This is a genomic window from Cardinium endosymbiont of Sogatella furcifera, from assembly GCF_003351905.1.
GTDB lineage: Bacteria > Bacteroidota > Bacteroidia > Cytophagales > Amoebophilaceae > Cardinium.
The window spans coordinates 914,577-932,659 of sequence record NZ_CP022339.1; the positions used below are offsets into that span (position 1 = coordinate 914,577).

Sequence of the window (18,083 nt, forward strand, 5' to 3'; positions counted from 1 at the left end):
TTGAACCATGGAGGCAACCGCAAAGTTAAAAAAACTACCTATATCTGCGCGTAAGATTGGACTTTTAGCAGCGCTTATTAGAGGTAAAAGCGTAGCTACGTCATTGGCTATTTTACAGAATAAGCCACAGCAGGCTGCTGTGCAGCTTAGAAAACTTTTGCTTTCTGCTATTTCAAATTGGCAAAATAGCCATACCACCTCTTTAGAAGAGGAGCCACTTTTTGTAAAGCGAATAACGGTTGATCGGGCAGGTATGCTCAAAAGAATTATGCCTGCACCAAGGGGTGTAGCGCATAGGATTAGAAAAAGATCTAGTCATGTTGTTATTGTGGTAGATAGCGCAGCAAGTGTTGCTGATCTGCCGCATGAGGTGGCGTCCAATACAACAACGTAACCATACTATAGACGAAATAATACTACAATGGGTCAAAAAGTTAATCCCGTGGGCTTTAGAGTTGGGTTCATTCGAAAACCAGATTCTAGTTGGTTTGCATCAAAAACCTCTTATGCAGAAAAGTTAATGGAGGATGAAAAGATTCGCACTTATCTAGATGTTCGAATGGCCAAAGCAAGTGTCGCTAGAATCCTTATAGAGCGTGCGGGTAAAAAAATTACCGTTACCATTCGAACGGCTCGCCCAGGCATTGTGATTGGCAAGTCGGGTACAGAAGTCGATAAGGTAAAAGAGGAGTTGAAGAAGCTCACTAAAAAAGAAGTTGAGTTGAATATTGTTGAGGTAAAAAAACCAGATTTAGAGGCTAAGTTGGTCGCCTTGCAAATTGCACAACAGATTAGAGGCCGTATGCCTTATAAGCGTGTGGTCAAGCAAGCCATCGCTGCGGTGGTCCGTGCAGGTGCGCAAGGCGTTAAGATTAAGGTTTCTGGTAGGCTAGATGGTGCTGAAATGGCTAGGTCAGATGAATTTAAGGAAGGCTCTGTGCCACTCCATACGCTTCGCAATGACATAGATTATGCTGCGCTCGAAGCCCATACCATTTATGGTAGAATAGGTATTAAAGTTTGGATTTCTAGGGGTGATGTTGCGGTGCATCATCCACAGCGTTCAGCAGGCAAAGTAAGTAGGATAGGAGAGAAGGCGATTCCGCCTTCCAGAGAACGGAAATAGCTAGACTTCATTACGTAGCCTTCTTTTGAAACACACTTTGTAGCTGAGGAATTTATAGAAGGCACCGAGTGCAAAGCCACAGCGTGCCAGGCGTACGTCTAGGTTTGTGAACCCGATCAACGTGCAAATGACCAGCAGCAGTAGCGTTTTGGGAAGAGGCTAGTGGTATCAACTTTTGTATTGAACAATTAAAATGTTACAACCAAAAAGAGTACGTTATAGAAAAACGCAGAAGGGGCGAATAAAAGGCTTATCCATGAAGGGAAGTTCGTTAGAATTTGGTACCTTTGGGCTGAAGGCATTAGAGCCTTCTTATATTACAGCTCGGCAGATCGAGGCCATGCGTATTGCCATTACAAGAGAAATGAAGCGGCAAGGGCAGGTTTGGAATAGGATCTTTCCAGATAAGTCGCTTACCAAAAAGCCGGCTGAAGTAAGAATGGGAAAGGGCAAGGGCGCTCCAGATTGTTTTGTAGCGGTTGTTAAGCCTGGTAGAATTCTATTTGAGTTAGATGGTGTCTCTCGGGAAGTAGCTGAGCGTGCCATGCGTCTTGCCATCCATAAGTTACCTATTAAGGCAAATTTCGTAGTTCGAAGAGACTACCATCCAGCTGCATAGGGATTGGGGGTCGTATGGGATGTTAAGGTTGTAAGGTATTATTATTTTAGTTGAATATTCAAAGAAGTCTAATAAGGTTTTAAAATGAAGTATAAAGATATTCAGTTACTTTCTTCTGAAGAATGCAACGATAAGCTAAAGGAAGAGTTGGATTATTTAGTAAAGCTAAGATTTGCTCATTCGGTTTCCCCTATTGAGAACCCTATGAAAATTAGGCAAACGAGAAAATCTATTGCAAGACTAAAAACAGCTCAGAATAGTTGCCTCGGGCAACCATCAGAATTGTAATCACCATGCTGAGAAATAGAAGAAAAGAAAAGATCGGAAGGGTTACCAGTAATAAGTCCCATAAGACCATAACCGTTGTAATCGATACCAAATCCATACACCCTGTATATGGTAAGTTTGTCAAAACAGCCACTAAGTTTATGGCCCATGACGAGGAAAATAGTTGTAGTATTGGTGATCTGGTAAAGATTATGGAAACCCGTCCTTTAAGTAAAAAGAAGCGATGGAGGTTGGTTGAAATCATAGAAAGAGCTAAATAAAGATGATACAACAGGAATCAATACTAAAAGTAGCCGATAATAGTGGTGCAAAGACTGCCCTTTGTATTCGTGTTTTAGGTGGAACACGTAGGCGATATGCTCATGTGGGTGATAAAATTGTAGTAACCGTAAAAACGGCTAACCCTTCTAGTACCCTTAAAAAGGGCACCATCTCTAAAGCTGTAGTGGTACGTACCCGAAAGGAAGTAAGGCGTAAAGATGGTTCTTATATTCGCTTTGAAGACAATGCCATTGTTTTAATTGAAAATAATAATGAGCCAAAGGGAACGGGTGTTTTTGGGCCAGTTGCTAGGGAGGTTAGAGACAAGAAGTTTATGAAAATAGCTTCTTTAGCTGATGAAGTACTATAAGGTATGAAAACAACAATAAAAAAGCACCTCAAGGTGCACATTCGAAGAGGAGACCGTGTGAAAATTTTGGCAGGTAAACATAGAAATGAACAGGGCACTGTTTTAAAGGTATTCCCCAAAGTATATCGTGCCATTGTCGAAGGTATGAATATAGTAGCCAGACATGTAAAGCCTTCTGCTTCAAATCCTAAAGGGACCATCCAGAGGCAGCCATCTCCTATCCATATTAGTAATCTCATGTTAATTGACCCGGCCAGTGGGGAAGCTACTCGTGTGGGAAGAAAACATAATGAAGTTGGTAAGCTCCAGCGGTATGCTAAAAAAACAGGAAATTTTATAAAAAATGTGTAAGCCTAGATTACAAGAAAAGTATTTTGTAGAAGTTATTCCCGCGCTTAAAGCGCTATTTGGGTATCATTCTCCTATGCAGGTCCCTAGATTGCATAAGATATGTATCAACCAAGGGTTGGGTGATGGCGTATCCAATAAAAAATTGATTCAGCTTGGATTAGAGGAGTTAACCGCTATTGCTGGACAGTGTGCTGTGCCTACGCGTGCAAAAAGGTCCGTATCTAATTTTAAGCTTAGAGTCGGTATGCCTATTGGTGTAAAAGTAACTTTGCGTGGGCGAATGATGTATGAGTTTTTGGATCGTTTTATCTCTATTGCATTGCCCAGGATTAGAAATTTTTGGGGGTTGCGTACCACTGGATTTGATGGCAAGGGAAACTATAATGTGGGCATTCAAGAGCAAATCATATTCCCAGAAATTAGCATTGATAAGGTGCTTAAGATCAATGGTATGAATGTAACTTTTGTGACAACTGCCCCAAACAACGAAGCTGCACTTCAGCTCTTGAAAGCTTTAGGGATGCCCTTTAATGTGGAGCAAGATTAATTGAAAAGGTTATGGCAAAAGAATCAGTTAAAGCAAGGGATAGGAAAAGAAGAGGTTTGGTAGCAAAATATGCTGCCAAGAGGGCTACTTTAAAGGCACAAGGTGACTATATGGCGCTCGATAAGCTGCCTAAGAATGCTTCTCCCGTACGGTTGCGCAACAGGTGCAATATAACTGGAAGAGGTCGTGGGTATATCAGAAAATTTGGCGTTTCCAGACTGGTATTTAGGCAATGGGCTTTAGAAGGGAAATTGCCAGGTATTCGTAAAGCAAGTTGGTAATCCTCTAGCTGTAATGGACCTTTTTCGAAGGCGGTTTGTGGTGCGCAATTTTTAGGAGCAGTGCAATAGAGCTCCGAACTATATTGTATTTGAGGCATGTGAGTAGGTTTAAAATGGTCATTAGCAATCGAATTTCAAAAAGGTTTAATGTATACCTGTTTTTATTATTATGTTAATCTATAACTACTATGACTACAGATCCAATAGCTGATTATCTTACTAGGATCAGAAATGCTATTCATGCCAAACATAGCATTGTAGAAATTCCTGCTTCAAAAACAAAGACGAAGCTTACAGAGGTCTTACAAGAAAAAGGATATATTCGGGGCTATAAAGTAGTGTCTAGGCCCAATAGTGTCCAGCCTATTATTAAAATTGCCCTCAAGTATGATGTTTTTACCAAGCAATCTGCTATTGTAAAGTTGCAGCGTGTAAGCAAACCAGGCTTGCGTAAGTACGCCACTGTAGCTGCTATGCCCAGTGTCATTAATGGGTTGGGTATCGCCATATTGTCCACTTCTAAAGGGATTATGACGGATAAAGAGGCCCGAAAAACCCATGTGGGTGGTGAGGTGCTTTGTTATGTTTACTAAAGTTAGGAAAAATGTCAAGAATAGGAAAGCAGCCCATTCATGTGCCATCAGGTGTGGTTGTATCCACAATAGATGGAGGGATTGTGGAAGTTAAAGGTGCGAAAGGCATCTTGCGTCAGCAACTTCATCCAGCCATTACGGTTGAAATTGCTGAAACACTCGTTAAAATTATACCCGTTGATCTTAAAAAATCTAAGGCACTTTATGGCCTTTATAGAGCTTTGATTCAAAATATGGTTGTAGGGGTCAGTGTTGGGTTTAAGTCTACCTTAGAGTTGGTAGGGGTTGGCTACAAAGCCAGTGTCCAAGGTAAATTGCTCGAGCTAAGCTTAGGTTATTCTCATGATATTGTTCTGGTTTTACCAGAAGAAGTAACGGCTACTGCTGAACTCCCTAAAGGGAAAAGTCCATTGGTACACTTAGCATGCATGGATAAGCAACTACTTGGTCAAGTAGCTGCTAAAATTCGTTCTCTAAGGAAGGTGGAGCCTTATAAAGGGAAGGGCGTTAGATTCTTAGGTGAGCAGGTGCGACGTAAGGTTGGTAAGTCTACTAAAAAGTAGCGCATATTTGAACGATTTAGTATCCAGTAGAAAAGATGAAAATAAAGGATAAAAAGGTAGAAAGGAGACTTAAAGTTAGAAAAAGAATTAGAAAGCGTGTGCATGGAACACGTACGCAGCCGCGTCTCTCTCTTTTTAAGAGCAATACCTCTATGTATGCACAGCTGATTAATGATGATACAGGGGAAACGCTGCTCTCTTCTTCTTTATACAAGTTAAAGATTAGTAAAAATAATGTTGCTGGAGCCTTGGAGCTAGGCAAAGCAATTGCTGAGCAAGCAATCGCCAAGGGCATTACAGCCATTGTATTTGATCGTTCGGGGTATATTTACCATGGCAAGGTCAAAGCTTTGGCAGAAGGTGCACGCGCACAAGGTCTTAAATTTTAGTCAATATGATATTAGGTGGTAAAAAACTCAGGGCCAGTGACTATAATCTTGAAGAAAGGGTAGTTGCCATTAACCGTGTTACCAAGGTGGTGGAAGGAGGGCGGAGATTTAGTTCTTCTGCAGTGGTAGTAGTGGGAAATGGCGATGGTGTAGTAGGTTATGGGTTGGGTAAAGCAAAAGAGTTAACCGATGCGATTGCAAAGGGAGTAGAGGAAGCCAAGCGCAATCTTATTAAAGTCCCTATTTTACGCGATACCATTCCGCATGGTGCAGTTGGTAAATATGGTGGTGGCCATGTGTTGCTTAAGCCAGCAGCCTCTGGTACCGGTGTAATTGCCGGTGGCGGTGTGCGCATCGTTTTGGAAAGTGTGGGTATTAAGAATGTTTTGTCTAAGTCTCAAGGTTCTTCTAATCCGCATAATGTGGTCAAGGCGACTTTTAAGGCCCTATTGCAGTTGCGTGATCCTTTGACCATTGCCAAGCAGCGTGGCATCTCTTTAGATCAAGTCTTTAATGGATAAGGTTGTTATGGAAAAAATTAAAATTACTCAGGTACGTAGTTTAATCAAACGGCCTAAATCCCAAAAGGCTACCATCAAGGCACTTGGATTGGGTCGCATCAATAAACGTGTTGTGGTTGAAGCTACGCCTCAAATTTGGGGTATGGTAAGCAAAGTCAACCATTTAGTAGTTACAGAAAAGATATAATGGCTTATGGAATTACATACACTTAAACCAGCCATCGGTGCTTTACATCGTAAAAAACGCATCGGTAGAGGGCAAGGTTCTGGTAAAGGAGGCACCGCTACCCGTGGGCATAATGGTGCGCAATCTAGATCTGGTTATAAGAGAAAAGTTGGTTTTGAAGGCGGTCAGCAACCCTTGCAAAGGCGTATTCCTATGTATGGGTTTAAATGTCCTAGTCGCATTGAGTTTACCCCTTTGAATCTTTCTACTTTGCAAGCATTGGCCGATAAGTACCAGGTTACTTGTATAGATCCTATTTTCTTGCGCAAGCATAACATAATCGGAAAACGTGAAAGGTATAAAATATTAGGAGATGGGCAGTTGACCCTTAAGCTTGCGGTTGCTGCGCATCGTTGTTCAGCTGCTGCTTTACAAGCTATTCAAAACCTTGGCGGAGCAGTTACTATATTACCTATATATGAATAAGTTATTTAAGGTTATTAAGGATATATTTTTGATCAAAGAACTTAGCCTTCGTATAAGGAATACCTTGTTCTTTTTGATCCTTTTCCGTATAGGTAGTATCATTGCTTTACCAGGTATAGATGTAGCGCAAATTTCTGGTAGTGCCAAGCGGGTATTTGGTTTGCTCGATAGTTTTTTAGGCGGTTCATTGAGTCAGGTTTCTGTTTTTTCAGTGGGCGTTACGCCTTATATTTCCGCTTCTATTATCATGCAGCTTTTGTCCATTGCTTGGCCAAAAATTCAAAAGATACAACGTGAAGGCGAAATGGGTAAGCGTAAAATTGCGCAAATTTCTCGCATACTTACCGTTGTTATTGCTATCTTTCAGTCTTTTCAATATTTATTCATGGCCACAGGAAGTGGCAATGTCTCTATAGGGCGTACGCTGTTTATTTTTATTTCTATTATTATTTTGACTGCAGGCGCCCTATTTTGTATGTGGTTAGGAGAAAAAATTACAGATAAGGGCATTGGCAATGGGGTTACCATGTTAATGATGGTAGGTATTGTTTCTTCTTTACCCTCTGCTTTATACCAGGAAGCCGTCCACCGTGGTAGTAGGTCTATGTTTTTATTTGTATTTGAATTGCTCGTATTGTTTTTAATTGTGCTTACGTTAGTTGCTTTTACGCAAGCTACACGCAGGGTCCCTATTCAGTATGCAAAGCAATTGAGTACCAGTACAATATATGGGGGGCAGCGTCAATATATACCCTTTAAACTCAATAGTGCGGGTGTCATGCCCATTATATTTGCCAACCTTTTAATTTTTGCCTTTTCATTTTTGTTAGGCTTTTGGAAGGATAAATGCGTTTGGCTGGCCCAAATCAGTGGCATGTTGCAAGATTTTACCAGTTGGCTATTTAACCTTTTGTTTGCCTTTTTTATTATTGTTTTTACTTTTTTTTATACCGCTATTACCGTTAATCCTGTTCAAATAGCAGAAGATATGAAGCGGGCGGGTAGTTTTATTCCTGGTGTGACCTCTGGCAATGCCACTGCCCGTTTTTTAGATGGTGTGTTGGATAGAATTACCTTGCCAGGTGCTATTTTCTTGGCCGTTATTGCTATTTTACCTGCTTTTGCCTCTATGGCTGGTTTAAGTTTACCTTTTTCTAGATTCTACGGGGGAACTTCTTTGTTAATTATGGTTAGTTCCATGTTAGAAACCTTTCAACAAATTGAAAGCTACTTGTTGATGCGTCGATATGAAGTCATTATTAACAAAGGGGCAAGGCTGAATTGATTTTTTAATAGTCTTTTGAAAATGGGCTACTGGTATTCGTAATAAATTTAGTATATTAGCCCCGGGTGACCTTTTGTGTATGATAGGGAGGATTTGGTCAGCGTAAGGGGGGATGAGAGAACCAAGATAAGATAAAGTAGGATTAAAACAATATGGCTAAGATACCTCCTATTGAACAAGGTGGAATAGTACAAGAGGCATTACCAAATGCGGTATTCAAAGTTGCGCTTAAAAATGGCCATATCGTTAGGGCTCATATTTCTGGGAAGATGCGTAAAAACTATATTAGGATTCTTCCTGGCGATTCCGTTAGGATGGAGCTAACGCCTTATGATTTAACGCAAGCTAGGATAGTGCACAGATACAAAACAACCGAATAGTTGCCTTAATTATGAAAGTTAAAACATCTGTTAGAAAAAGAAGCGCTGATTGCAAGATTGTACGTCGCAAGGGTCTATTATATGTGATCAATAAAAAGCAGCCTAAATTTAAACAAAGACAAGGATAGAATATGGCTAGGGTATTAGGTGTAGACATTCCAGATAATAAGCGAGGAGAGATTGCGCTAACATATATATATGGGATTGGCAGAAGTTCTGCAAATAAAATTCTTGAAGCCGTTCAAATGGATAAAGATCGGCGTGTAGCTACTTGGACGGATGATGAATTAAAAACCATCAGGACTGCCATTCGTGGTGTCTATAAAATAGAAGGAGACTTAAAATCAGAAATTCGATTGAATATTAAGCGATTGGTTGAGATTAAGTGTTATAGAGGCAATAGGCATCAGATGGGGTTACCGGTTCGTGGTCAGCGGACCAAAACCAATGCTAGAACGCGTAAAGGAAAGCCTAAGACTATTGCAAATAAAAAGAAGGCTACCAAATAAAGATTGCCTCTTATTGGTGTATGCTTTTCCTTGTTTGGTAAAGAGCGTCTATAGAAAATTACTATGAAAAATACGGGAAAAAATAAAGTTAAAAAAAGGGTTGTAAAGGTTGGTAAGGAGGGGCAGGCCCATATTCAAGCTACTTTTAATAACCTTATTATTTCGATTACCAATGAGGCTGGTCAGGTCATTGCTTGGTCTTCTTCTGGTAAGATGGGCTTTAAGGGGTCTAAGAAAAACACACCATATGCTGCTCAAATGGCATCAGCCGACTGTGCAAAAGCTGCTTATGAACTGGGTTTACGACGGGTGAATGTATTTGTACAGGGTCCAGGCATTGGGCGCGAGTCAGCCATTCGCACCCTTCAAGAGCATTCTGTAGAGGTAATGTCTATTAGAGATGTTACGCCTCTTCCGCACAATGGTTGTCGGCCACCTAAGCGTAGGCGCCCATAATATAGACACAACTTACTAATTTATATTAGAAAAAAATATAGCGTATGGCAAGATATCGTGGTCCAAAAGCCAAAGTTGCAAGAAGATACAATAGTCCGATATTTGGTTCCTCTGTAAGTAAGGTATTACAAAGAAAAAATTATCCGCCGGGGCAGCATGGTAAAAGGCGTAAAAGGCGTTCTCAGTTTGGGCTTCAATTGGTAGAGCAGCAAAAAGCGAAATATACCTATGGCCTATTGCAGCGTCAGTTTAAGAACCTTTGTGAAAAAGCTACTAAAAGTAAAGGCATTACAGGTGAAGTAATCCTGCAGCGTTTAGAGGCTCGTTTAGACAATACCGTTTATAGGCTGGGTATTGCTGCTACGCGCAGGGAGGCTAGGCAGATGGTATCCCATGGGCACATTACTGTGAATGGCTCCCTAGTGGATATTCCTTCCTATACCTTAAAGCCTGGAGAAATTATAGGTATTGCTAAGAAGGCGGAAAAAATGGCTTTGATTGTGCATAATGTAGCAGCGCATCCATCTAGTAAATATAGTTGGTTGGAATGGGATGCATCATTGATGGTAGGCAAGTTTCTTGCTTTTCCGCAGCGTTCTGAAATACCAGAAGAAATTAATGAGCGAAGCATTGTCGAGCTCCATTCTAAATAGTGCTTCTATTGTTGCTTTTTTAAATCAAATAAAGATTCTATATGTCGTCATTAGCATTTCAAATGCCCGATAGGATATTTGTGGAGAAAGTGGATCCCTTGTATGGCATTTTTAGTTTTCGTCCCCTTGAAAAAGGATATGGTACTACTATTGGTAATACACTGAGGCGAGTATTGTTATCTTCTCTAGAAGGGTATGCTATTGTTTCCATTAAAATTCCTGGTGTCCATCATGAGTTTTCTACTATTGAAGGCGTACAAGAAGATCTGGTAGAGATTATTTTAAATCTCAAGCAGGTGCGTTTAAAGAAAATTGCAGAAGGCGGTGATTCGATCATTTCGGTTCGGGTGAATAAATCTGAATTTCGTGCAGGTGATATTGCCAAAGCTACTCCTTTTTTCGAAGTTTTAAATCCAGATCTACTGATTTGCAGGCTTGATGCATCTGCCAGTTTTGATATAGAGCTGCGTATAGTCAAGCATAGGGGCTATCTTTCAGCTGAGGAGAATAAATCCAAAGAGCCAGTCTTAGATCTTATTCCTATTGACGCCATCTTTTCTCCTATTGTAAGTGTACAATATCGTGTGGAGAATATGCGTGTCGGGCAGCGTACAGATTATGAACAATTGACCTTTGAAATAAGAACAGATGGTTCCATTAGTCCGGAGGAGAGTATTCGGCAAGCGGCTAAGTTAATGATTCAGCATCTTAATTTGTTATCTGGTAAGGAAATTGTTGTGCAATCTCCGGAAGATGAAACGGTTCAGATGTTAGATGAGGAAACAGTAGCCATGCAAAGGAATCTCAAAACCCATATTAGTGAGTTGAAGTGTTCTTCTCGTGTGTTAAATTGTCTTAAATCAGCAGGCATTGAGACTTTAGAAGATCTTGTAACGGTAAAAGATTTTGATACCATGAAGTTTAGAAATTTTGGTCGTAAGTCACGTGATGAGATCGATCAACTTTTGGCAGAAAAGAATCTGAAAATTGGTATGGATCTCTCTAGGTATAAGTTGGAAGGGTAGTAGACTTTCTGCGGGATACGCCTTCTGCTGGTAATTTGCTCGTTGATCCGGTGCTTAAGTCCTCACGTACATCTAGTACGATCCGGTTTTGCGTGCTGTGTCCCCTACAAATTTCTCAGCATAAGCGCGTTTTACAGAAAGTCTAATTTTTATTTAAAACTGGGTCGTACAGTAGCTATTAGACTTCTTATTATAAACCAATGAGACATAGAAATAAAATTAATCGGTTGGGTAGGCCTGCAGGCCATAGGAAAGCATTGCTTATGAATTTAGCTAAGTCGCTCATTATGCATAAGCGTATCGTTACCACTGCAGCAAAAGGAAAGGTATTGCGTTCATTTATTGAACCCATTCTTACCAGAGCCAAGCAGGATACTATGCATTCTAGAAGAATAGTTTTTTCTCACTTTCAAGATAAAGAGCCTGTAAAAGAGCTCTTTAATCATATTGCTGAAAAAATTCAGCAACGTTTCGGTGGTTATACCCGTATCATTAAGTTGGCCAATCGTGCGGGAGACAATGCGGCTATGTGCATGATTGAATTAGTGGACTACAATGCTATCTATATAAAAGAAGCTAAAGTGGTTAAAACCGTGCGACGAAGGAGAAGAAAGGGCAGTACGGCTATGGTGCAAGAAAGTGCGGCTGTCGTACAAGAAGTAGTGACTGAGGCCGCTAAAGAATAGTCCTTTATCTATCTTGCTTTTTTGTGCGCTGCGTCTTAAGCATCCGTGCGTTTTACGAGCAGCTTCATTTTTAACCTATCTATTGTGTAGTAGGTTTTTTTAGGCGACCTGCTTTTTGGAAATATTTGCAGGGGCGCATAGAATCGGAATCTGCTCAATCTATTTGAGGCCTTGTGTTCCGGATCGAGATCCCTTCTCAGATCAAGATCCTTCAAGTCAGTGTCCAAATGACCGATAGTGTTTCCAAAGTAGTTTAGTAGATCAGTAAAAAATCTGTTGTAAAGCCTGGACAGCAGACTAGGCGTATCTTTTTCCCGCTATGATCTATCCATGCATCGTTATGGCTATGCTGTCAAAGCACCCCCTTGTAGAAAATTGTGATCAAAAATCGTAGCGCGGCAGATCAAAGAAAAAACAGTTGCATAGTAAAAAAATAGGTTGCATTTTCTACCCTTCTGAGTGATTTGCTGCCCGCTACCTCTATGCGTACCATTTTATGGCTATTATAAAGGCGCGATTGTATTTGTGTAGTTCTTTTGCTAAAGTTGCAATATTTATGCTATCAATCAAACATGATCTATTATGCTTGCCTACATTAGAATGACCAGTATCTTCCTATTGTGTTGTATACTTCAAAGCGGTTGTCCGACTAAGTGTTCTGAGCATCAATCTAGTGTAGGGATAGGTCAGTTAAGTGATGCTGCATCCTATGCACAAACGTTGGATCCAAGCGTCAAAGCGCAAATTTTTGCTTTCTTAAAGAACGATTTGTTTTACAAACGTTACTTAGGAAGAATAGGTGCTCCCCGCGACCTCTTGCCTGAGCAGCTTTCTTTAGCTCAAAAAGAGGAGTGGGAGCAAGTCTATTTGCTATTTGTTGACTTATATCGTATCATTTGTAAAGTCGTTGAACATTTTGAGCTACAAGAGGCGCCTGGGTCGTTAGATGATCCGAGGGTAGCCATTATGGAAGCTCTATTTATGAAAGACGTTAACCCTCTAGAAGGTCCTGAAACGAAAGCGTTGGTTTTAAGTTTCAAGCGGCTATGGGCTACCATTCAACAGCATTATATGGCCCCATTTGATCGTTATATAAATGGAGGTGATCATGAGACGTTAAAAAAATCCATTCATAATGGACGAAAAGCAACCTATCTAGCGCTTGTAGATTTTTGTAAAGCTGTGGTCAACAGTGAGCCGGAAGATGCAGCAGAAAAGGGGGATGGCGCATAATCAACACGCTATCTATCATAAAAGTAAAATGCGCCTTTTTAAAAAAGTGTGGTTAGATCCCTATTGTATTGTAACCATTTTGTTCGTTGTATGGATGTGTTTTTTGGATGATCAGAATCTGTTTGTACAGTATAGGCTGTACCAGCGTTGGCAAAAATTGCAAACAGATGTGATCGATTATAATCTACAGATTAAACAGATTAAGAAAGAAAAAGTAGAGCTTATGCATAATATGGATTGCTTAGAAAAGTTTGCTCGTGAAAAATATTATATGAAACGCGAGCAAGAAGATGTATATGTTATTATAAGAGAATAGTATCTGTTCAACGCTATGTCTATAGTAGGTAGATCCCCCTGTAAAAAGTTTCGATCCAAAATCGGGTATCTGTTCACGATACTGGTTCATAGTGCATTTTATTCCACTTTTTTCTTGATAAAAAAGTGGACAAAAAATCAAGCCCTCGGTAAAAAGTCGCTGAAAGTGTCATCTTACAGATGGAAAAACAGCAAGCGCCCCCTACGGGGGCTTAAAAGGAAACTGTTTTTCCTAATCATCTGTAAAATGCCACTTTCTAAAACGCGACTTTTTTCAGGGGCGTTGTTCTTTTAACGCAAAAAACCACTGCGCTGAACACATACCAAAATCGGAGCTTAACAATAATTCTATTGCTTGATTTTTTGCTTGTGCTTTTAACAAGAACAAGATCAATATGCCTTATGGCTTAAACTTTACTATAAGGCCACCTTTAGACCCGTCTCATGCTGAGTATTTTTACCAAATTGGACCCATATAACCTATCCATAGACTTTGCAATTGATGCTGCATTGCTGCCATATATATCTTTTATAAATGGATTTGCCTTATATTGTATTAAAAGGTTAATCATATCCTCAGTCATATGCGCACCATCTAGTACTAATAATGCATTCATTAAAGGTGTAAATTCATAAATATCTTGTATATCCACATTGGCCCCCTTAGCTAATAGATAGCGAACAAGGTCTTTCTTATCATACTGAACGCCGTATATTAATAGGCTCCAACCTGTTGGTGTATGCTTTGCATCTATATTTAGGCCTTGATCCAGCCAATACTTTGTTCTTTTTATCGAAAATCCGCTACTTCGAATATCCTCTAGGATCTTTTCCTCTAAGATCTTGTTATCTAAGATACTATTTTCTAATGCTACGCTATTCGAGGGGGCCTCATTAGTGACCCAGTTGGAGAGTTGCCTATGCCTATTAGGTATCAAGCCTGCTGGTGATTTTGCTATCGCGTTAATAATGAATGCTTCTTGTGGAGTAATTATGTTGGATGATGGTGTAGTACCAGTGGCCGGCATCGTACTGGTATAGCGATCAGTTCGTATCAGTGATACACCAATGTCTAAACTATTATTATTGCTATCTATATTAGATAGACCTAAATGATTGCTCATGCTTCTTGTGCTTACACAGGCAGATAAGATAGGTAAACTGCATAGCCCAATGAATAAACCTACTCTACGATAGTGTGTATATATATGCATAATATGAACTGTTTAAGGTTTATGTTACAATTAGTCAATCAGCATTATTTCAATGCGTATAGCATACCTATGCGCCATCTGCTTAACCCTAAATAAGCAAAGATCCTTAATACAGGCGTAATGGAATCGATAGGACCTATTGATTAGGTATAAACGATGTATTTAATTAATAATAAAAAATAAATATAATTCCAAGTAAATATGTGTCAAGTATACATAATTTACTAATCGGTCGAACAATGGTGTCAACTTAATTTGTTAATTTTATTGATAGTCAAATAAAATATCATTTTAATTACCATTTGTTTCCATGGCGTTAACTTTTTATCGGCGGCCATGAGCGCTGGAATATACCCACGATCCATTTACTCCCCTGTGCTAGAATAGGTTTCCCCTTAAGTGGCTTATTGTTATATTTTTATCGATTGGATAAGCGGTAAATGCTCCATTTTGTATGCCCCATATTTTAAAAATATTAGCTGCATTCAAATTATTAAGGTAAGTTTGGGGATTATTGTGATGTGGTATTAAGGTTTTTAATAACAGCTATATGTCGATTGCCATACATAGCAGAAAAGTTTGTCCAGCTAGTCTAGCATTTTTAGAGCAGCTCCTTTCTTTAGCAGAAGCATACCAAAAACGTGTGATGGTGTCTACTGTTTTAGCTGCATTACTTCCTACATCTATTGGTACGTTATACCCATTATCCCTTTTTGAGTTAGAACAGTTACCCTTGCAATTGGATCTAGAATTGATGATCAGTATAGGCGGAGATGGGACTTTTTTGGAGACCATTCATTACCTTAAAGATCATACGATTCCTATATTGGGGATGCATACAGGTAATTTGGGCTTTTTAACTAGGGCTACCCCTAGAGAAGCTGTTGCTGGACTGATAGGATTTTTTGAGGGCAGTTATGCCCTAGAGGCGCGCACTCTATTGGCCTTATATCAGGCAACTGTACCTGTTGCTTTTGCACTGAATGAAGTAGCCTTGCTGAAGCGAGAGCGGGCTAATTTACTCACTATTGAGGCCTATATAGATGGGCAATTCATTACTACCTATCGAGCGGATGGGTTGATTGTTGCTACACCTACCGGTTCTACTGCTTATTCGCTGAGTTGCGCAGGCCCTATTGTGTTGACCAGTTCCAATAGTTTCGTGATTACGCCTATAAGTCCGCATAACCTCGCCCTACGCCCTTTGGTGGTGCCCGACACCGCTTTATTAAGTTTTTTAGTTAAAAGTCAAGAAGTGCTCGTTTCTGCAGATGGAAGAGCGGTGCCTATAACTACTCAACAACCATTTGTGGTTAAAAAAGCGCCCTATTCATTGAAGCTGGTCCAGTTTAGCCAGGCCACTATTTTTGATGTGTTGCGTGAAAAATTTTACTGGGGATTGGATGCCAGAAAGTAGTAAGATGTAGTAGTTAATATTTAATTATGGCAGGAAGTAAAAGTTAGGCCTTACAGTTGTCAGTTAAGTTTATGTTAGGTATGCTCCTAACATACGCGATTTGATTATTTTTTTCAAATACTAATTTTTGTGTTTGTTCACGAAACGGGTTCGTAAGGCCATTTTATTTTTACTTTTTTTGTATGTATTCAGCGCAGTGGTTTTTTGCGTCAAAAGAACCGCCCCTGTAAAAAGTCGTGGTGTAGAAAGTGGCATTTTACAGATGATGTGGAAAAACAGTTGCCTTTAAAGCCCCCAAAGTGGGCGCTTTCTGTTTTTCCATCTGTAAGATGACACTTTCAGCGACTTTTTGCCGAGGGCTTGATTTTTTGTCCACTTTTTTATCAAGCAAAAAGTGGGATAAAATTCATTATGAACCAGTATCGTGAAAAGATACCTTTTTTCTTGATAAAAAATCAAGCGCATTGTTGTTAGGCAGTTAGGGGTGTTGTGGCTGCGGATAAAGGAATATTGCATTTGACTTTCAAATAGTCTATTGGATAGTAGTGCGTTGAAGCTTTGATTTTTGTATAAATTATATTATACTGCATTAATCTGTATTTGAGTATGATTCTTTATAATACAGAAGGTTCTGGTATGTCTACTTAAGTCAGTTTGCTGTTCAAAAGAATAAGGTGTTCATACCTTATGTTCAACAATCATACGATTGCTAAGCCCGGCTAATGGTTATTGGTCTGCTTGCACGTTGTGTTAATGGAGAGTCGCTAATAAGCAGGGCGCTGTTGGCTGTTAAGTAGCCATACTATCCTATCATTTTTATTAAAAACAAAAAACAAAACAATGGATAAAGATTTAAAACAAACAGATCACCTCAAATCGTCCAGCCATGCGTCAAAAAAGATTGTGGCTTTGTCATTTGTAGCTGCTGTGCAAACTGTGTCTTGTATAAGTGGTAGACGTCAAGGAGCAGCTCCTGTTCGTGAATCTACTCCTCTGTTATCTCTGAGTTTATCTGAATTTAAGAAGATACAGAAGGAGACAGCTAATACTGTTTCAGAAATATTTGCTAAACCCGATGAGGCATTGGCTAAATCACATGCGCAAGCCGCTTTTTTCAAGGCTATAGAAAAAGATGATTTAAAAGAAGTTCAGTGTTTGTTTCAGAATCAACAGATTCGCCCTAATACAGCAGAGAATCTTTTGAATTTACTTGTTCGGGCACTTCAGTGTAAGCGTGAAAAAATATTTAACTTTTTATTCGACGAATTCTTGAAAATATTTGACACTTCTGATTTAGAGTGTTTATATGCAAAAAATGAGGAGGGGCAAACGCTGCTGCATGTAGTCATTAGGCATAGGTTAAAGCCTACAATAGAGTCGCTAGTGGATAAGTTGCCTTTACAAGGTTTATGTGTGGGAGATAATCAGGGAAGGACACCATTAGACTTAGCTATTGCATCTAATCAGATCCATACTGTCGAGTTATTGGTAAAGAAGAAACTTCCTGCTCAAGAATTGGTTAAGGGCGTAATCTTAGCACTGAAGTATCAAGATACACTATCATTTAGGTATAAGCGTGAAAAAATAGTGCATTGTTTATTGAAAGCATTGTTGGAACAATGTGCCGTTTCTTCTCTAGGGCATTTATCTGCGAAAGATGAAAAAGGGAGGACCTTGCTACATCTATTGATTAGACGTGGTGACATCAATGGTGTGCGGCTTTTAGCCAATGAACTTCCTTTAGAGGCTTTATGTGCGCAAGATAACAAGAGAAGGAGACCAATCGTTTTGGCGGCTCGTTCCAAGAGTCCCAAAATGTTTCAAATATTATTTGATAAGCTAATAGATAGCTTAGGTGAAGATGAGGCGGTTAAGACATTATTTAATGAAACAGGTTCTTCTGTATTTGCATCTGCGTATTTGTCTAAACATCGGGACTTGGCAGGTTTATTGAATAATAGCCACCTCCAAATGCCCACTTTCCTTGTTAGAGGCTATAACATGTTTAAGTATATTATAAAAACGCTATCTGGTTCCCTGACATTTGACCAGTTGATGACTATTGGGCACGAGATTGATGACATAGAATTTGCCGGTATGCTTTACAGTCGATATGCTCGTTCTCTACGTTCTTTAATAGCGCCTTATATTGAGCAGAAAGCTGCTGAATCTGGAATAAAGATTAGCCGGCTCAAGTTCCACGAAGCACAGAAGAGAAAAAAACGTGACTGTATCAAAGGAAAGCAATATGATAGGGCAGCAAACGTAGACGAAGGGTATGTATCAGGATAAAAAAACGCAATTGAGGCGCACAAAAAGAACGTGAAGGCCTTGTAAGGCGTTTGGTTT

Annotated in this window: 28 protein-coding genes; 27 read left to right on the forward strand and 1 reads right to left on the reverse strand. The window is 39.7% G+C overall.

Annotated features, from left to right (window positions below; translation table 11 throughout):
- The first annotated feature begins 7 nt into the window (after positions 1 to 7).
- The 25 genes from rplV to CE557_RS04155 all read left to right on the forward strand — a co-directional run bounded on the left by rplV (position 8) and on the right by CE557_RS04155 (position 13,104).
- Positions 8 to 394 (forward strand): 50S ribosomal protein L22, encoded by a 387-nt coding sequence (rplV, locus tag CE557_RS04035; protein WP_114910301.1) that lies wholly within the window; start codon positions 8 to 10, stop codon positions 392 to 394.
- A 27-nt stretch (positions 395 to 421) separates the two neighbouring features.
- On the forward strand, positions 422 to 1,126 hold the full coding sequence (rpsC, locus tag CE557_RS04040) for a 30S ribosomal protein S3 (protein WP_114910302.1): 705 nt from the start codon (positions 422 to 424) through the stop codon (positions 1,124 to 1,126).
- A 193-nt stretch (positions 1,127 to 1,319) separates the two neighbouring features.
- Positions 1,320 to 1,745 (forward strand): 50S ribosomal protein L16, encoded by a 426-nt coding sequence (gene rplP / locus CE557_RS04045; RefSeq protein ID WP_114910303.1) that lies wholly within the window; start codon positions 1,320 to 1,322, stop codon positions 1,743 to 1,745.
- 84 nt (positions 1,746 to 1,829) lie between these two features.
- Positions 1,830 to 2,033, forward strand: coding sequence for a 50S ribosomal protein L29 (gene rpmC, locus CE557_RS04050; protein ID WP_114910304.1), 204 nt, complete (start codon positions 1,830 to 1,832; stop codon positions 2,031 to 2,033).
- Between the two features lie 5 nt (positions 2,034 to 2,038).
- Complete coding sequence (gene rpsQ, locus CE557_RS04055) at positions 2,039 to 2,293, forward strand: 30S ribosomal protein S17 (protein ID WP_114910305.1); 255 nt, start codon at positions 2,039 to 2,041, stop codon at positions 2,291 to 2,293.
- Positions 2,294 to 2,295: 2 nt separating this feature from the next.
- Positions 2,296 to 2,664: a 50S ribosomal protein L14 gene (rplN, locus tag CE557_RS04060; protein ID WP_114910306.1), complete on the forward strand. Its 369-nt coding sequence runs from the start codon at positions 2,296 to 2,298 to the stop codon at positions 2,662 to 2,664.
- A gap of 3 nt (positions 2,665 to 2,667) precedes the next feature.
- Entirely contained in the window at positions 2,668 to 3,015 is a 348-nt protein-coding gene (gene rplX, locus CE557_RS04065; RefSeq protein ID WP_114910307.1) for a 50S ribosomal protein L24, read from the forward strand.
- Positions 3,008 to 3,562, forward strand: coding sequence for a 50S ribosomal protein L5 (gene rplE / locus CE557_RS04070; RefSeq protein ID WP_114910308.1), 555 nt, complete (start codon positions 3,008 to 3,010; stop codon positions 3,560 to 3,562). The genes rplX and rplE overlap by 8 nt, the downstream gene beginning before the upstream one ends.
- Positions 3,563 to 3,573: 11 nt before the next feature.
- The gene (gene rpsN / locus CE557_RS04075; RefSeq protein ID WP_114910309.1) at positions 3,574 to 3,843 is read left to right on the forward strand and encodes a 30S ribosomal protein S14; all 270 of its coding nucleotides are present in this window, start codon (positions 3,574 to 3,576) and stop codon (positions 3,841 to 3,843) included.
- 188 nt (positions 3,844 to 4,031) lie between these two features.
- Positions 4,032 to 4,436 (forward strand): 30S ribosomal protein S8, encoded by a 405-nt coding sequence (rpsH, locus tag CE557_RS04080; RefSeq protein ID WP_114910310.1) that lies wholly within the window; start codon positions 4,032 to 4,034, stop codon positions 4,434 to 4,436.
- Positions 4,437 to 4,447: 11 nt separating this feature from the next.
- Complete coding sequence (gene rplF, locus CE557_RS04085; protein ID WP_114910479.1) at positions 4,448 to 4,999, forward strand: 50S ribosomal protein L6; 552 nt, start codon at positions 4,448 to 4,450, stop codon at positions 4,997 to 4,999.
- A 35-nt stretch (positions 5,000 to 5,034) separates the two neighbouring features.
- Positions 5,035 to 5,388, forward strand: coding sequence for a 50S ribosomal protein L18 (gene rplR / locus CE557_RS04090; protein WP_114910311.1), 354 nt, complete (start codon positions 5,035 to 5,037; stop codon positions 5,386 to 5,388).
- Positions 5,389 to 5,393: 5 nt separating this feature from the next.
- On the forward strand, positions 5,394 to 5,909 hold the full coding sequence (gene rpsE / locus CE557_RS04095) for a 30S ribosomal protein S5 (protein ID WP_114910312.1): 516 nt from the start codon (positions 5,394 to 5,396) through the stop codon (positions 5,907 to 5,909).
- A gap of 7 nt (positions 5,910 to 5,916) precedes the next feature.
- Positions 5,917 to 6,096, forward strand: a complete 180-nt coding sequence (gene rpmD / locus CE557_RS04100) for a 50S ribosomal protein L30 (protein ID WP_114910480.1) — start codon at positions 5,917 to 5,919, stop codon at positions 6,094 to 6,096.
- Between the two features lie 6 nt (positions 6,097 to 6,102).
- Complete coding sequence (rplO, locus tag CE557_RS04105) at positions 6,103 to 6,561, forward strand: 50S ribosomal protein L15 (RefSeq protein ID WP_114910313.1); 459 nt, start codon at positions 6,103 to 6,105, stop codon at positions 6,559 to 6,561.
- Positions 6,554 to 7,846, forward strand: a complete 1,293-nt coding sequence (secY, locus tag CE557_RS04110) for a preprotein translocase subunit SecY (RefSeq protein WP_114910314.1) — start codon at positions 6,554 to 6,556, stop codon at positions 7,844 to 7,846. Before rplO ends, secY begins: the two co-directional genes overlap by 8 nt.
- 152 nt (positions 7,847 to 7,998) lie before the next feature.
- Positions 7,999 to 8,226, forward strand: a complete 228-nt coding sequence (gene infA / locus CE557_RS04115) for a translation initiation factor IF-1 (protein ID WP_114910315.1) — start codon at positions 7,999 to 8,001, stop codon at positions 8,224 to 8,226.
- 11 nt (positions 8,227 to 8,237) lie between these two features.
- The gene (gene rpmJ / locus CE557_RS04120) at positions 8,238 to 8,354 is read left to right on the forward strand and encodes a 50S ribosomal protein L36 (protein WP_114910316.1); all 117 of its coding nucleotides are present in this window, start codon (positions 8,238 to 8,240) and stop codon (positions 8,352 to 8,354) included.
- 3 nt (positions 8,355 to 8,357) lie between these two features.
- Positions 8,358 to 8,735, forward strand: coding sequence for a 30S ribosomal protein S13 (gene rpsM / locus CE557_RS04125; protein ID WP_114910317.1), 378 nt, complete (start codon positions 8,358 to 8,360; stop codon positions 8,733 to 8,735).
- Between the two features lie 63 nt (positions 8,736 to 8,798).
- On the forward strand, positions 8,799 to 9,191 hold the full coding sequence (rpsK, locus tag CE557_RS04130; protein ID WP_114910318.1) for a 30S ribosomal protein S11: 393 nt from the start codon (positions 8,799 to 8,801) through the stop codon (positions 9,189 to 9,191).
- A 44-nt stretch (positions 9,192 to 9,235) separates the two neighbouring features.
- Complete coding sequence (gene rpsD / locus CE557_RS04135) at positions 9,236 to 9,844, forward strand: 30S ribosomal protein S4 (RefSeq protein ID WP_114910319.1); 609 nt, start codon at positions 9,236 to 9,238, stop codon at positions 9,842 to 9,844.
- A 41-nt stretch (positions 9,845 to 9,885) separates the two neighbouring features.
- The gene (locus CE557_RS04140; protein ID WP_114910320.1) at positions 9,886 to 10,869 is read left to right on the forward strand and encodes a DNA-directed RNA polymerase subunit alpha; all 984 of its coding nucleotides are present in this window, start codon (positions 9,886 to 9,888) and stop codon (positions 10,867 to 10,869) included.
- 200 nt (positions 10,870 to 11,069) lie between these two features.
- Entirely contained in the window at positions 11,070 to 11,555 is a 486-nt protein-coding gene (gene rplQ, locus CE557_RS04145) for a 50S ribosomal protein L17 (protein WP_114910321.1), read from the forward strand.
- Between the two features lie 582 nt (positions 11,556 to 12,137).
- Positions 12,138 to 12,788, forward strand: coding sequence for a hypothetical protein (locus tag CE557_RS04150; protein WP_114910322.1), 651 nt, complete (start codon positions 12,138 to 12,140; stop codon positions 12,786 to 12,788).
- Positions 12,760 to 13,104: an FtsB family cell division protein gene (locus tag CE557_RS04155; RefSeq protein ID WP_114910323.1), complete on the forward strand. Its 345-nt coding sequence runs from the start codon at positions 12,760 to 12,762 to the stop codon at positions 13,102 to 13,104. Before CE557_RS04150 ends, CE557_RS04155 begins: the two co-directional genes overlap by 29 nt.
- A gap of 430 nt (positions 13,105 to 13,534) precedes the next feature.
- Here the strand turns inward: CE557_RS04155 and CE557_RS04160 are convergent, their stop codons facing one another.
- A complete protein-coding gene (locus CE557_RS04160; protein ID WP_114910324.1) occupies positions 13,535 to 14,317 on the reverse strand; it encodes an ankyrin repeat domain-containing protein in 783 nt (260 codons plus the stop codon).
- Between the two features lie 550 nt (positions 14,318 to 14,867).
- On the opposite strand from CE557_RS04160, the gene CE557_RS04165 reads away from it, so the two are divergent.
- The gene (locus CE557_RS04165; RefSeq protein ID WP_114910325.1) at positions 14,868 to 15,734 is read left to right on the forward strand and encodes an NAD(+)/NADH kinase; all 867 of its coding nucleotides are present in this window, start codon (positions 14,868 to 14,870) and stop codon (positions 15,732 to 15,734) included.
- An 840-nt stretch (positions 15,735 to 16,574) separates the two neighbouring features.
- Positions 16,575 to 18,026 carry an ankyrin repeat domain-containing protein gene (locus tag CE557_RS04170; protein WP_114910326.1) on the forward strand — a complete coding sequence of 484 codons (1,452 nt, stop codon included), beginning with the start codon at positions 16,575 to 16,577 and terminating at the stop codon, positions 18,024 to 18,026.
- Positions 18,027 to 18,083 lie beyond the last annotated feature (57 nt).

Bases quoted from the DNA above. Each gene is read 5' to 3' on its own strand.
- rplR (WP_114910311.1), top strand. From the start codon at position 5,035: ATGAAAATAAAGGATAAAAAGGTAGAAAGGAGACTTAAAGTTAGAAAA.
- rpsN (WP_114910309.1), top strand. From the start codon at position 3,574: ATGGCAAAAGAATCAGTTAAAGCAAGGGATAGGAAAAGAAGAGGTTTG.
- rplQ (WP_114910321.1), top strand. From the start codon at position 11,070: ATGAGACATAGAAATAAAATTAATCGGTTGGGTAGGCCTGCAGGCCAT.
- rpsK (WP_114910318.1), top strand. From the start codon at position 8,799: ATGAAAAATACGGGAAAAAATAAAGTTAAAAAAAGGGTTGTAAAGGTT.
- rpsE (WP_114910312.1), top strand. From the start codon at position 5,394: ATGATATTAGGTGGTAAAAAACTCAGGGCCAGTGACTATAATCTTGAA.
- CE557_RS04160 (WP_114910324.1), bottom strand. From the start codon at position 14,317: ATGCATATATATACACACTATCGTAGAGTAGGTTTATTCATTGGGCTA.
- rpsD (WP_114910319.1), top strand. From the start codon at position 9,236: ATGGCAAGATATCGTGGTCCAAAAGCCAAAGTTGCAAGAAGATACAAT.
- rpsC (WP_114910302.1), top strand. From the start codon at position 422: ATGGGTCAAAAAGTTAATCCCGTGGGCTTTAGAGTTGGGTTCATTCGA.
- rpsM (WP_114910317.1), top strand. From the start codon at position 8,358: ATGGCTAGGGTATTAGGTGTAGACATTCCAGATAATAAGCGAGGAGAG.
- CE557_RS04140 (WP_114910320.1), top strand. From the start codon at position 9,886: ATGTCGTCATTAGCATTTCAAATGCCCGATAGGATATTTGTGGAGAAA.
- CE557_RS04165 (WP_114910325.1), top strand. From the start codon at position 14,868: ATGTCGATTGCCATACATAGCAGAAAAGTTTGTCCAGCTAGTCTAGCA.
- rplV (WP_114910301.1), top strand. From the start codon at position 8: ATGGAGGCAACCGCAAAGTTAAAAAAACTACCTATATCTGCGCGTAAG.
- rpsQ (WP_114910305.1), top strand. From the start codon at position 2,039: ATGCTGAGAAATAGAAGAAAAGAAAAGATCGGAAGGGTTACCAGTAAT.
- rplE (WP_114910308.1), top strand. From the start codon at position 3,008: ATGTGTAAGCCTAGATTACAAGAAAAGTATTTTGTAGAAGTTATTCCC.
- rpsH (WP_114910310.1), top strand. From the start codon at position 4,032: ATGACTACAGATCCAATAGCTGATTATCTTACTAGGATCAGAAATGCT.
- CE557_RS04155 (WP_114910323.1), top strand. From the start codon at position 12,760: ATGCAGCAGAAAAGGGGGATGGCGCATAATCAACACGCTATCTATCAT.
- rplF (WP_114910479.1), top strand. From the start codon at position 4,448: ATGTCAAGAATAGGAAAGCAGCCCATTCATGTGCCATCAGGTGTGGTT.
- CE557_RS04150 (WP_114910322.1), top strand. From the start codon at position 12,138: ATGCTTGCCTACATTAGAATGACCAGTATCTTCCTATTGTGTTGTATA.
- rpmJ (WP_114910316.1), top strand. From the start codon at position 8,238: ATGAAAGTTAAAACATCTGTTAGAAAAAGAAGCGCTGATTGCAAGATT.
- rpmD (WP_114910480.1), top strand. From the start codon at position 5,917: ATGGAAAAAATTAAAATTACTCAGGTACGTAGTTTAATCAAACGGCCT.
- rpmC (WP_114910304.1), top strand. From the start codon at position 1,830: ATGAAGTATAAAGATATTCAGTTACTTTCTTCTGAAGAATGCAACGAT.
- rplP (WP_114910303.1), top strand. From the start codon at position 1,320: ATGTTACAACCAAAAAGAGTACGTTATAGAAAAACGCAGAAGGGGCGA.
- secY (WP_114910314.1), top strand. From the start codon at position 6,554: ATGAATAAGTTATTTAAGGTTATTAAGGATATATTTTTGATCAAAGAA.
- rplX (WP_114910307.1), top strand. From the start codon at position 2,668: ATGAAAACAACAATAAAAAAGCACCTCAAGGTGCACATTCGAAGAGGA.
- rplN (WP_114910306.1), top strand. From the start codon at position 2,296: ATGATACAACAGGAATCAATACTAAAAGTAGCCGATAATAGTGGTGCA.
- CE557_RS04170 (WP_114910326.1), top strand. From the start codon at position 16,575: ATGGATAAAGATTTAAAACAAACAGATCACCTCAAATCGTCCAGCCAT.
- rplO (WP_114910313.1), top strand. From the start codon at position 6,103: ATGGAATTACATACACTTAAACCAGCCATCGGTGCTTTACATCGTAAA.
- infA (WP_114910315.1), top strand. From the start codon at position 7,999: ATGGCTAAGATACCTCCTATTGAACAAGGTGGAATAGTACAAGAGGCA.